Source organism: Ensifer sp. 4252, assembly GCF_050434565.1.
Lineage (GTDB): Bacteria > Pseudomonadota > Alphaproteobacteria > Rhizobiales > Rhizobiaceae > Ensifer.
On record NZ_JBNDIU010000015.1, the window covers coordinates 1 to 12,467 of the forward strand.

Below are 12,467 nucleotides of genomic sequence, written 5' to 3' on the forward strand. Positions count from 1 at the left end.
AGGCCGAGGAGGTGATCGCCTCGTCAGCGGCCCGCAAGGAGGCAAAAGCCGACGCCGTGGGACAGAAAACCACAAATCCTGCCACCGCAACCAAATCAAACAAAAAGCCCGCCAGGTGAAAACCCGCGGGCTTTTTGTCGTTCTGAGGCAGAACAAAGCAATGGCCGGGTGGAAGGAGTTGCCGGACGCGGCAGCAGGCCAGTTCAGCGTCCGCTTCGACAAAACGAGGGCGGCGTGTTGCCGAACTCGGTTGCAAAATTGTGACGGCGCCGGTGATAGGCTTTCGATCATCGTCACAACGAACTGCGCGTATTTTACTACTCAAGATATGTTACAGCGCCCAATGTCAGTGAGTGCGCTTAAAAAAATCATTTGTTGTCAGTGGCTTGCCGAGATTGGTCCGATCGGATTAATCCCCATTTTCTCATGACATGATGCATGTTCGGGCATAATATGCCGGTCTTAGAGGTTGCAAACATCCTGGGGGTCGGCTCGTGTCCATCAGTTCAGGAACGCTGCGCCGCAAAGGGCGCAATGCACCCACCGGTATCGTCGTCGAACCGCATACCCTCGCCCGCACTGCCATTGTCACGCTGCTCGAGCGCGAACTTGCGGGGTGGAGCTTCATCGACATGATCTCGACCGCCAGCCTGGACAGAGCTCTCGGTATGGACATTCGTCTGATTACGCTGGATCTGGCGGGGAGAGGCGTCGGAAGCAGCAGTCTGCGCTCCGATCTTGCAGCCATCACCGAGCGGTTCTCCGATGCTCCGATCGCCTTGCTGTCGGATACAGATGATATCTCGATGGCAACGCAGGCGCTGCAGATGGGCATCCGCGGCTTCTTCACCACGTCGCTACCAATCGAGATCGCCCTTGCTGGGCTCAGGCTGGTGCTGGCGGGCGGTGTGTTCTGTCCGCATCCGCTGGGCACCTTTGCCGATGGAGCCGCGCTGCATTTAATGCCTGACGATGCTGACCCCGAGGCCAGGCGGCCGCGCCGCGACGATCTCCTTCATGCCGACTTCACGCCGCGGGAAGCCGATGTTCTGGCTGAGTTGCAATGCGGCTCGTCCAACAAGGTTATCGCCGGCAAGCTGAACCTGTCGGGGCACACCGTGAAAATGCACCTCCAGCACATCATGCGGAAGCTGCAGGTTCAGAATCGCACAGAGGTCGTCGCCCGGCTCGGCGGCAGGACATCGCCGCGCAACGGAGTGGCGATCACGTAGTCGCCATCTTATTTCGAGGCCTTCTCCAGCATCTCGCTCAGTGTCGCGGCCGTCAGCATGGCTTCGGCCAGCAGTTTCTTGAGCTTCTGGTTCTCCTGCTCCAGCGCACGTAAGCGCCCGACGTCGAAGCCGACGGTTCGAAGCTGTGACGATTGCCAGCGGTAGAAGGTCGGCTCGCTGATGCCATGGCGGTGGCAAACCTCCGCCACCGTCGCGCCGGCCCGATGTTCCCTCAGAATGCCCATGATTTCGTCGTCGTCGAATTTTCGCTTGCCCATCATGGTATCCTTCAATGGGATCGAGCCAAGGGTGCAGGTGACCAAGAATGCAAGAGGCCAAGGATGCAAGGGGCGTCGCGAATGATGGAGCGGCGCCTCCATTCGCATCGCGCACGGAGCCACCGGCCAAGGCATCGTCAGTCCTCACGAAATGCTCTGTTGAAACTGTCGAGCAGTGGTCTCAATGCATAGAGCGCCACACTGTTCGTGCCCGTTTCGATCAGTGTTTGAGTCGGCATGCCTGCGACCAGCTCGACCTCGCGCATCGTGGCCAATCGTTCATCAACGACGTGGATTGTTGCGGCGTAATAGGATTGGCCGGTTTGTTTGTCGACCAGGCGGTCCGCCGAGACATATTCGACCTGGCCCTTCAGCAGCGGTACCCGGCGCTGGTTGTAGGGGAGCAAATGCACCTGCGCATCGAGGCCGGGATGCACGAGATTGATGTCCTCTGGCCGGACGCGGGCGGAGACGATCAGGCGCCCTTTGCGTGGAACGAGATCGACAAGCGGTTCACCGGCGCCGATGACGCCGCCGGTTGTATGGACGCGCAAGTCCATGATCACACCGTCCTCAGGCGCCCTGATCGCAGTTCTCGCAAGCTGGTCGTCGATCGCACGCAACCTTTCGCTCAGTTGCAGGATTTGTGTCTCCGTTTCGCGCATGATTTGCGCCACCTCGTTCAGGCGATCGCTTCGAAGCTTGACGAGGTAGGCCTGGGCTTCGCTGATCACCTGATAGGCACGGGAGATCTGGGCGGCGATATCGCCGGCCCGCCCGCTGATATCGGCCTTTTCCCGTTTCAGATTGAGCACACGGCTCTTCTTTTCCAGCCCCTTGATGGTCAACGTCGTGACGGTTTCTAATTCCTGTCTGGAGATTTCGACGCGTTCGCTCAGCGCCGACTTCTGGGCGGTGAGGCCGACGACCTCCTGCTGCACCTGTTTGATCTTTTCTTGCGTGATCGCAATCTCGGCGCGCATGACCTGGCGGCGGGTTTCGAAAATCCGCTGCTGGCCGGTGACGATCGCGCTGATTGCGGGATTGTCGACCATGACGGCCAGCATTTCGGGCGGGTAGGTTATGTTGTCGGCATCGTCCTGCTCGGCAAGCAGGCGTGCGCGTCTGGCTTGCGCGTCCCAAAGCTGCCCCTGCAGGCTGTCGCGCTCCGAGCGGAACTTGGTGTCGTCCAGGTCTATCAGGACCTGGCCGGACGTGACCGTATCGCCGTTCTTCACCCGGATCTGCCTGATGATGCCGCCTTCCAGATGTTGAATGGTTTTGCGGCTGGATTCCGGTTCGACGACCCCGGAGGCGATCGCCGCGCTGGTGAGCGGCGCCAATGCTGACCAGGTGCCGAGGCCGATGACGAAAAAACCGATCAGCAGATTGCCGGTTCGGGCGACGGAGCGAAGCCGCGACATCGGCGAGGCGGCGGCGAGTTCGATCGGGACGAGGCCGTCCTTCGGTGCATAGGTCAGCAGCTTGCCGATTTGACCTTGCGCCTTTGCCAGGTGGTCGGCCGCGCTGCGAGCAACAACGGATCGTGATGGAGGCGGGTTGATCTGTGTGGGGAGCATTGCGCCATCCCCCTCCTATGTTCCGGTCCGCGCCGGAGGTTGAAGATGAGTTTCGAAGATCTGCTCGCTGTCTCCGAAGGCGTCGACCGTGCCGTTGCGCAGGATGGCGATCTTGTTGGTGACAGGCAGAATACCCATGCGATGGGTGATGACGACGACGATCATGCCGCGTGACCTCATCCGCGATATGGCGGTGAATAGCTTGCGCTCGCCGTCATAGTCGAGGCTCGAATTCGGATCGTCGAGCACAACCAGTGACGGATTGCCGTAGGCGGCGCGTGCCAGTCCAAGCTGCTGGCGCTGCGCACGCAGGAGCAGGCCGCCACCTTCGCCTATATCGGTATCGTAGCCCTTGGGCAGCCGCATGATCGTTTCATGCAAGCCGACGAGCTTGGCCGCCTCGATGGCCTTGCCGGGGTCGGATCCGTCCAGCCGACCGATGACATCCTTGACGGCGCCGCCGAAGAGCTCGATATCCTGCGGCAGGTAACCGACATGGCGTGTGCCCGCGCAAAGGCGCAGGGCGGAGATATCGACGCCGCCGAGAAGCGCACATCCGCTCGACGCCGCCTCGACGCCGGCCATGATCCGGCCGAGCGTCGACTTTCCCGATCCCGATGGCCCGATCAGGGCGACGCAATCGCCCGGCACGAGTCGCAGGGTCACGCCCTGCAATATCTGGCGATCGGCATAGGGCAGGGTGTAGCCGACACTGTCGAGGATAAGGCCGCTCGGCTCCGGCACGGGAACCATGCGCGCGTCGCTGTCGGCAGCAACGGCAATCAGCATCTGATTGAGCCGCTCGAAGGCGTTGCGGGCAAAGGTAAAGGAGCGCCAGGCGCCGATTGCCCCTTCGACCGGGGCAAGGCCGCGGCCGAGCAGCAGGCTGGCGACGAAGATGATGCCCGGACTGCTGTTTTCCTCGAGCACCAGCCAGGTGGCAGCACCCATCATCAGGATCTGCGTGAGCGTCCGCACGGATTTTGACAGGCCGAGAATGATCTCGGTGCGCTGCATCGCGGCGTCCTGTGCCTTCCTTGCCGCTTCGGCATCGCGGTAGACGATCTGGGCAGCACCATCCTGCATGCCCATCGCCCGGATCACCTGAATGTATTTGAGGGCGCTCGCAAAGCGCACGTAGCTGCGCGCAAGAGCGCGGTTGGCGTGGGCAAGCGGGCGCCGGGTCGCGAGCTCGGTCAGGACGGCCAGGAGCAACAGGGCGATGGCGCTCAATACGCCGATCACGCCGAGCAGCGGGTGGACGAGAAACAGCAGCAGCAGGAATACGGGCGCCCAGGGAACGTCGAAGAGCAGCGAACTTGCCGGCGAATCCAGAAACTGCCGGAGCGTCGACAGGTCCTTGTAGCAATCGGTCGCAACTGCGGTGCTGGTGCGGGCGCCATATTCGAAGGAGGCGGTGAGAACCACCGGGCGCAACCGATGATCGAGCCAGCTGCCGATACGCGACAGGGCGGCGCGACGCACGATATCCAGCAGCGATCCGACCACCACGGCGACCGCGACGATCAGCGTCAGCATCACCAGCGTGTCGGCGCTGCGGCTCGACAGCACGCGATCGTAGATCTGCAACAGATAGATCGAGGGGGTGAGCAGAAAGAGATTGTAGCCGCAGCTATAGAGGAAGACGAGACCAAAGGCGCCGGCGCAGGCCCTGAGGGCCATGACCAGATGCGTCGGTTCGCGCGATGTGGGTGTCAAATTGGCTGTCATTATCAGATCTCGGTGCAATCGATTCTGACAAGGCAAGGCTTGGCAAGACGCTGCGTAGATGAGGATCGTCGGCCGGAACCGGCGATCCTCATGGCAAATTCACGAACCGAGATCGCTGAGGTCGATCGATCCGAATGCGTTGATGAAATGGTCGAGCGCGTTCGAGACCGTTGTGGTTTCGGTCGTGGTGTCGGTGTCTATGTCTGTTGACGTTTTGGTTTCCGTGTACGGATTGGTGTGAACCAGGGCCGAAGAGATATCGCCGCCCTTTGCCAGGTTGCCATCGCCGCCATCACCGCCGACGCCGGCGAGAATGGTTGCATGCTGGTCGGCCAGGAACTGGGTGTTCTGCGTGGCCGTGGTGTCTGCAGCAACCGCTGCAACATTGCCACCGCTGGTGTTGCCTTGATCGCCATTGGAATAGGCGTCGCCGCCGGCACCGCCGGAGCCGTTGTTGGTCAGAATAGCCAACAGGCCTTCCCGTGCCTGGGCAAGTCCACCGTCGCCGCCGTCACCGGTTCCCCATCCGGCATCCTGCCAGACATGATCGCCGTTGTAGAGCTTGGTGTAGGCACCTTCTACTGTTTGTGAATTGGCGACATAGGCGACCGGATTGTAGTGAATATCACCATAGTTGAAACCGTCACCGCCATTGCCGGCGCTTGCGTCGCCAGCATTGGAGTCGCTGAGGTTGATCGTGTCAGATGCTTGCGGAATAGGCATAGCGTTGCTCCTCTACGTATCGTGACCCCCCGTGTTCTCTTGAGCGGTTCGGTGCCAGCGATACCGTGTGGCAGACGGGGTAACCGCGATTGAATGGTGCGCGCTATCGAGCGTCCGAACTAGCTGGATATTCGGGGACGTCCCTTTGGGCGGGGTATGGGGCTCTGGGCAGAGCCTTTCCAGGAAAAGTCCGAAGCGGTCTTCCGCAGGAATGCGAAAAGGCAAAAAATGGAGCGTCCGTATGACCCAGTTTAAGACGGAAACGCTCTATGCGGGGGCGCATGGTATCCGAGACAGACAAACGCACCCGAGTGCGGGTGCGTTTTGAAGGTCATTGCGAGGCAGGTTCGAGACGAGCTGGGCGAGCTGCCCGACTTCAGATTCCGTCGACGAGGCTGAGAATATCGTCCACGAGCGCGGAATGGGCATCCGACAGATTGCCTTCACCGCCAAGGCCGCCGACACCAGCCATCTGCAGCGCGTGTTGGTCGAAGAGCACGTGATCAAGCTGCTGGGCATCGGCCGTGCCACCGGCCGGCACCGCGATGTTGATCGGGTGGAAATAGCCGATGCTGACATCGACCATGCTGCCGTTCGAGTAACCGGACCCGCCGCCGCCGGCCATCTGGCCGCCGGTGAAGATCGTGTCGGACGACAGGTTGAAGCCACCGCCGGCGCCGCCGATACCGGCGATCTGCACGCCGCCCTGATCGAAGATGGCGTTGTTGGTCTGGTGAGCCGAGGCGGCTCCGCCGGCGGCTCCGACGGCGATGTTGATCGGCGAAAACACCGCCACGTTCACATCGATCATGCTGCCGATGAAGGTGCCATCGCCGCCGTGTCCGGCGAAGTTGTCGCCGGTGAAGGTGATGGATGTCCCATGGTTGGCGGATGTGCCGCCGCCGGCAATGTTGTGATCGCCGCCCGATCCGCCGATGCCGCCGATCTGGGTGGCGCCTTGCAACATTGCCGCATTGTTGGCCTGGTTGGCCGTGGCTGTCGATCCCGGTCCCGCTGCAACGGCGGTGTTCACCGGGGCAAATACCCCCACGTCCGTGCTCACCAGGCTGCCGAGGAAAGTGCCGTGACCGCCGCCGCCGGCATTGCCGCCGCCGCTACCCGCAAGGTTGTCGCTGCCGCCGTCGCCTCCCATGCCGGCCATTTCGGTGGCGTGCTGGTTGATCAGTGCGTCATTGCCTTGCTGCGCATCCGCGGCCGAATGCGGGCCGGTGATGGCGGCATTGGAGGGCATGAAGACGGCGAGCGTATTGCTGTCGAGGGTACCGATGCTTGTTCCATTGCCGCCGCTTCCGGCCGAATTGTGGTCCGGATCGGGAACGAGATCGAGGGGAAGCCAGGTGGGGACCAGCGCGAGATGCCCGCCGGCAGCGGTCGCGACCGTGTTCTGATTGGTGTTCGCATTCGGCGCCGCTTCCGACAAGGGACGATTTTCCGTCATTGCCGTTTCTCCAATCCACGGTTCAGCCCGGCGCCCTGCGATATCGCGCAGGACATGGGTCCGCATTAAACCGCTATTCTGGAGCCAGATGCTGGAAAAGAAGAGCCTGTAATTCGTCTACATCCAATTGGGCGGGATCTAGCCGTTTGGCCGTAGGCCCGTGGCGCCAACTTGGCACAACCTATGGCATGTGCTGTCGGGCGGTCATCATTTGTGCATTGAAAAACAAAGAGCTTTTGCAGTAGTATCCGCCAATACTTGCGGTGGCCGAAGCGCTGCCAACATATGAGACCAGCAGACAGGCAGATAGAGACCTACGCACCAGCAGACAAGACAGGTGACGCCACAGCGCGTCCGATCGGGAGGGGAAATGGCAGCCAAGCGTGTCATCCGTTTACATCGATCGATCTGCTTCCTGGCAACCGTGTGTTTGCTGATCCCGGAGCCCTACACTTACAACTTTCGTGCATTTGCGCAGCAACAGGCCGCCGCCGATCCTTCGGCCGCCCAGCAGGCCGATGCGGACAAGCCGGAGCCGCTCAGCGAAGACGAACTCGAAATCCTCGTGGCCCGTATCGCGCTCTATCCCGACGAGTTGGTCGCGCTGATAGCGTCGGCTTCCCTCTTTCCACTGCAGATCGTCGAGGCTGAGCGCTATCTTGATAACCTCAAGAAGAACAAGGACCTGAAGCCCAAGGACACTTGGGACGGCAGCGTCGTTTCACTCCTGAACTATCCCGATATCGTGAAAATGATGAGCGAGGATATCGATTGGACGCAGTCCCTGTCTGACGCGATGGCCTATCAGCAAAAGGACGTGCTGATCGCCATTCAGCAATTGCGTGACAAGGCGGTCGCTTCAGGCGTGCTCAAGACCGACGACAAGATGAAGGTCGTTCAGGAGAACGACAACGTCATCATTCAGGCGGCCAATCCGGAAAAGATCTACGTGCCGCAATACGAGCCTGAAATGCTCTATGTTCCGAATTACGCGATGGAGCCGCTGGACTACTATCCGGAGCCTTATCCGAACTATTACTATCCAATGGCGACCTTCTTTGCCGGTGCTGTGACGGGAGCGGTGTTCGGTGCCATTGTGGATTGGGACGATTGGGGTGTCTGGGGCGGGCGGTTTGACGGCGACATCGACGTCGACTGCAACCGTTGCTTCAACGACATCGATATCAACGGCAAGGTCAAGTTCAACGACATCGACTGGAAGAATGTCGACCGCAGCAAGATCAACATCGACAAGAGCCAGTTCGCCAAGCTCGACCGATCGAACATGAAAAACAGGCTCGAAACCAGCGGTCACAACAATATCCGCGACAAGGCCAAGCTCACTCGAAGCAATGCGAGTGCAAGCTTGCGGCAGAAGGTCGACACGGGTTCCTTCAAGGATCTGAAGGATGTTCGGGCCAACAAGCTCGATGGCGCGAAGGACCGGCCGGGGAGTGCAAGGCCGAATGCCGGACAGGGCAACAGGCAGGCCGGTGCTGCCGCGGCGGCAAAGCGAGCCGGCAATGTCTCAAGACCCGGCGCGGGCTCAGGCGGCAAGATCAATCGGCCGGCGAGCAAGCCGCGTCCGGCAGGCAAGGTCGACAAACGTCCGCGCAAACCGTCAGGGCTCGGGGAAGTGCGTCCCGGCAAGGTGACACATATCCAGTCGCGGCGCGGCGGGCAGGCACTCGGCGGGGGCGCCCGTAGCGGGCGCGCGCCGCATCGGTCCATTGGACACGGCGGTGGTGGCGGACGGTCCATGGCCCGGCACGGCGGCGGCGGTGGGGCTCGTCATGGTGGTGGACGCGGTGGTGGCGGGCGTCGTCGTTGAGCGCGTGAAACGGGAGGGTATGGTCATGACCAAGTATCATCGTCAGAGCATGATTTTCCGTTCGGGTGTCGGGCTGCTGCTGCTCGGCCTGTCGGCCTACGCTGGAGTGACGTTGGCGGCGGAGAGCCAGCCGACAGACCTTACAGACTATATCTCGGAGACCGATCCTCCTACCTTCGACGACCCCGACAAGGCGCTTGCAGCTTTCAAGGATGCAATGAGTTCGAGCGACTTCGGCAAACTTGCCACGTTGCTCGGCCTTGATGCCGAAAAGCTGAAAACGGGCGAGGGGGTGATGAACACCTACGAACAGATCAAGGCAGGCGCCGTCAAGAAGGTAGCCCTGACGGATGCCGGCGACAACAAGATCGTCGCGATCGGCGACCAGCTCTGGCCCTTGCCCTTCCCGATTGTCAAGGGAGAAGACGGCAAGTGGGCTTTCGACACCTATGCCGGGATCGAAGAGATCATCAATCGCCGCGTCGGTGAGAATGAGCTCGAGGCGATCAACACGGTGCGAGCCTATGTGGACGCGCAGGAGGAATACACCCAGGAAGATCATGACGGCGATGGCGTGTTCGAATATGCCCAGAAGCTGATTTCGAGCGACGGGAAGACGGATGGTCTCTATTGGCCCGCAGAGCAGGGGGATGGCGACAGTCCCGCAGGCGATCTTTCACAAGCCCAGTTGGACAAGGCCAAGGCCAACGAGGGCTACTATGGGTACCGCTTCAAGATCCTGACACGTCAGGGCGGAAACATCGCCGGCGGCTCCTATGATTATGTCATCAATGGCAACATGATCGCAGGCTTCGGGCTCGTGGCCTGGCCGGTGAAATACGGCGAGACCGGCGTTCATACCTTCGTCGTCAACCGGAACGGCATCGTCTATCAGGCGGATCTCGGGGCGGGCACCGACACGATGGCGCGCGATATCAAGCAGTTCAATCCCAACGACAACTGGACCATCACCGAGGATTGAGCGCGATTGGGTATCGAAGACAAGGCTCGCAAGAGTGCCGAGCAGGTGGCGGCGACGTCGCCGCGCCGCGATCTGCCGCCAGGCGAGTATCTCGCCGCTCATGGCGGGCCGTTTTTCGAATTGCAACGCCGGCTCGGGCTTCTACGCGAACATGCGCTGAAGACGGGGCGGCGCGCGCTGCTGTTCGTGGCGCTCGCCTGGCTGGTGCCATTGCTGCTTGGGCTTCCGCGCAGCTTTCTGTCTGCCGATGCGCCAGGCTCCTATCTCGGTGATCTGGGCGTATGGGGCAGGTTTGCGATCGGCGTCGGCGCTTTTGTGCTGGCCGAGCAGCAGGTCGAGCACGGACTGCACATCAAGCTCGGGCAGTTCCTGAAGGCTCCCATCGTTGCGCCCGGCTCGGTGACCGCATTTGGCGACGCCGTGACAGTTGCGCTTGCACGCCGCGACTCGCGGCTGGCGGAGGCAGTCTGCCTCGGTCTGGCGCTTCTCGCCGCCTTGTTCGCTTACCTCAACATGCGCACGTCGGGTGTCGCATCCTGGGCGGTCGACGTCTCCGCGGAGGGGCAGCGGATCACTGCGGCCGGCTGGTGGACGATTATCGTCAGCCAGCCGCTGTTCGTGTTCCTGTTGCTGCGCGGCCTGTGGCGACATCTCGTCTGGGCGCAGCTTCTGCGCCGGATCGCTCGACTGGAACTCCGGCTTGTCGCGACCCATCCAGACGGCAATGGCGGGCTCTCGTTTCTTGCTAGTTATCCCAATGCCTATGTTCTCTTCATTTTCGGTATCAGTGCCGCGATCGGCGCGGCGATCGCCAAGCATCTGCTCCAGGAGAGCCTGACGACCACCACCTTCAGCATGATCGCAACCGGCTGGCTGGTGATCGTGCTTGCGCTCTTTGCCTATCCGCTATCGGCCTTCTCGAAGCCGCTTGGGCAGTTGAAGGAGCGCAGCCTGCTGATGCTGGGGACACAGGCGACACGCTATCACCGTTCAAACGAGCGCAAGATCCTGGGGACCAATGTCGTAGCAGCAAGCACCGACGAGGCGCAGCAGGCGGACGACATTACCGATCCGACGAAACAGTTTGAAACGACGCGCAAGCTGTCGGCAATGCTGTTGAGCAGGACGGCGGTCGTGCCGGTGGCCGCAGCTGCACTCCTACCGATCGCCGCTGCCGGCGTCACCATTCTTCCCTATAAGGAAGTCTTCTCCGTGCTCAAGAAGCTGCTGCTGCTGTGAGCGGTTCCTGGCCGCAGCGTGGAGCATGTCGCGCAAAAGTGCGCCGCGGTTTTGCGATAACGACATGCGCAAAAACAAGAGCTAAAGGCACAGCAAGCGGATACTACTGCATGGTTCCTTAAATCGTAGCCGATTTAAGGATAAAAACATGCAGCAATTCAAGGTGCTACAGCGACCTTTGCGCGTCTGATAAGACGCGCGGCGCTGTAGAGATCGCGACGCGCTTTGGAGCGTTTCCGTGTTTAACTGAGCCACAGAAACGCTCGATCTCTTTATTTCCAAGCATTCCTCACGGAAAACTGCCTCGCACTTTTCCGGGAAATGCTTTAGGGCGCGGCGCCGAAAAAGGTGAGGCGGCTGAAGAGCACGTAGTGCGATTCCGATACCATCAGCGCGACGAAAACCAGCACCAGAAGCGGCGGCAGCAGGATCGCGTAGATTAACGCCAGACGTTCCCAGGCCATATGCATGAAAACGGCAACGATGAGCCCCGCCTTCAGCATCATGAAGATGAGGATCAGCGACCATCTGAGATAGCCCTGCAGGCCGACGTAATCGACCATGTATGAGAAGGCGCTGAGCACGAAAAGCAGGCCCCAGACCAGCAGATAGAGACCGATCGGGTGTTGTTGGTGCTCTTTGACCGCGATATGTGCCGGTGCGTCAGTCATGGTCGTTCCTCACCAGAGATAGAAGAATGCGAAGATGAAGACCCAGACGAGGTCGACAAAGTGCCAGTAAAGGCCGGTGATTTCGACGATCTCGTATTGCCCCTTGCGGCTGGTGAAAAAGCCGCGCTTGCCCGTTTCGAAGTCGCCGCGCCAGACCTTGCGCGCGATGATCAAGAGGAAGATGACGCCGATCGTCACGTGCGTTCCGTGGAAGCCGGTGATCATGAAGAAGGTGGAGCCGAATTGGGGCGCACCCCACGGGTTGCCCCAGGGGCGTACGCCTTCGGAGATCAGTTTGGTCCATTCGAAGGCCTGCATGCCGACGAATGTGGCGCCGAAGAGCGCCGTCAGCAGCATAAGGGCCGCAGTCTTGCGCCGGTCGCGGCGATAGCCGTAGTTGACCGCCATCGCCATGGTGCCGCTCGATGAAATCAGCACGAAGGTCATGATGGCGATCAGGATCAGGGGGACGTCCGAACCGCCAATATGCAGCGCGAAGACCTCGCTCGGGTTAGGCCAGGGAACGGCGGTCGACATGCGCGCCGACATGTAGGCGATGAGGAAGCAGCCGAAGACGAAGGTGTCGCTCAAGAGAAAGATCCACATCATGGCCTTTCCCCAGGAGACATTCTTGAAGGTGCGCTGATCCGATGCCCAATCGGCGGCAAAGCCGGCGAGACCCGAGGGTCGTGGCAAGGGCTCTGTGACAGGTGCGTGTGTCGGCGCGGACATGGGACGGCT

The 12,467-nt window shown here is 60.8% G+C and carries 12 protein-coding genes; 5 read left to right on the plus strand and 7 right to left on the minus strand.

The features are described from left to right. Positions 1–430 (plus strand): hypothetical protein (locus ABIE33_RS23485; RefSeq protein WP_429130168.1); only part of this gene is annotated, 430 nt, incomplete at its 5' end. A gap of 64 nt (positions 431–494) precedes the next feature. Beyond that, positions 495–1,232, plus strand: coding sequence for a LuxR C-terminal-related transcriptional regulator (locus ABIE33_RS23490; protein WP_429130170.1), 738 nt, complete (start codon positions 495–497; stop codon positions 1,230–1,232). A gap of 8 nt (positions 1,233–1,240) precedes the next feature. Here ABIE33_RS23490 and ABIE33_RS23495 read toward each other — a convergent pair whose 3' ends face one another. The 5 genes from ABIE33_RS23495 to ABIE33_RS23515 form a co-directional block, all read right to left on the minus strand. After that, entirely contained in the window at positions 1,241–1,510 is a 270-nt protein-coding gene (locus ABIE33_RS23495; protein ID WP_429130172.1) for a transposase, read from the minus strand. 137 nt (positions 1,511–1,647) lie between these two features. Next, a complete protein-coding gene (locus tag ABIE33_RS23500) occupies positions 1,648–3,090 on the minus strand; it encodes an HlyD family type I secretion periplasmic adaptor subunit (protein ID WP_429130173.1) in 1,443 nt (480 codons plus the stop codon). A 15-nt stretch (positions 3,091–3,105) separates the two neighbouring features. Then, the gene (locus ABIE33_RS23505) at positions 3,106–4,821 is read right to left on the minus strand and encodes a type I secretion system permease/ATPase (protein WP_429130174.1); all 1,716 of its coding nucleotides are present in this window, start codon (positions 4,819–4,821) and stop codon (positions 3,106–3,108) included. A gap of 99 nt (positions 4,822–4,920) precedes the next feature. Then, positions 4,921–5,544: a PE-PGRS family protein gene (locus ABIE33_RS23510; protein WP_429130176.1), complete on the minus strand. Its 624-nt coding sequence runs from the start codon at positions 5,542–5,544 to the stop codon at positions 4,921–4,923. Positions 5,545–5,920: 376 nt separating this feature from the next. Further along, complete coding sequence (locus ABIE33_RS23515) at positions 5,921–7,003, minus strand: hypothetical protein (RefSeq protein ID WP_429130178.1); 1,083 nt, start codon at positions 7,001–7,003, stop codon at positions 5,921–5,923. 370 nt (positions 7,004–7,373) lie between these two features. On the opposite strand from ABIE33_RS23515, the gene ABIE33_RS23520 reads away from it, so the two are divergent. The 3 genes from ABIE33_RS23520 to ABIE33_RS23530 are packed head-to-tail and all read left to right on the plus strand — an operon-like array spanning position 7,374 to position 11,055. Beyond that, positions 7,374–8,834: a DUF3300 domain-containing protein gene (locus ABIE33_RS23520; protein ID WP_429130180.1), complete on the plus strand. Its 1,461-nt coding sequence runs from the start codon at positions 7,374–7,376 to the stop codon at positions 8,832–8,834. A gap of 25 nt (positions 8,835–8,859) precedes the next feature. Continuing rightward, a complete protein-coding gene (locus tag ABIE33_RS23525; RefSeq protein WP_429130182.1) occupies positions 8,860–9,816 on the plus strand; it encodes a DUF2950 domain-containing protein in 957 nt (318 codons plus the stop codon). 6 nt (positions 9,817–9,822) lie between these two features. After that, positions 9,823–11,055 (plus strand): hypothetical protein, encoded by a 1,233-nt coding sequence (locus tag ABIE33_RS23530; RefSeq protein ID WP_429130184.1) that lies wholly within the window; start codon positions 9,823–9,825, stop codon positions 11,053–11,055. A 326-nt stretch (positions 11,056–11,381) separates the two neighbouring features. On the opposite strand, the gene ABIE33_RS23535 is transcribed toward ABIE33_RS23530, so the two are convergent. Both ABIE33_RS23535 and ABIE33_RS23540 read right to left on the minus strand, forming a co-directional pair. After that, on the minus strand, positions 11,382–11,726 hold the full coding sequence (locus tag ABIE33_RS23535) for a cytochrome C oxidase subunit IV family protein (protein ID WP_429130186.1): 345 nt from the start codon (positions 11,724–11,726) through the stop codon (positions 11,382–11,384). Positions 11,727–11,735: 9 nt separating this feature from the next. Next, a complete protein-coding gene (locus ABIE33_RS23540) occupies positions 11,736–12,458 on the minus strand; it encodes a heme-copper oxidase subunit III family protein (RefSeq protein WP_429130187.1) in 723 nt (240 codons plus the stop codon). Positions 12,459–12,467 lie beyond the last annotated feature (9 nt).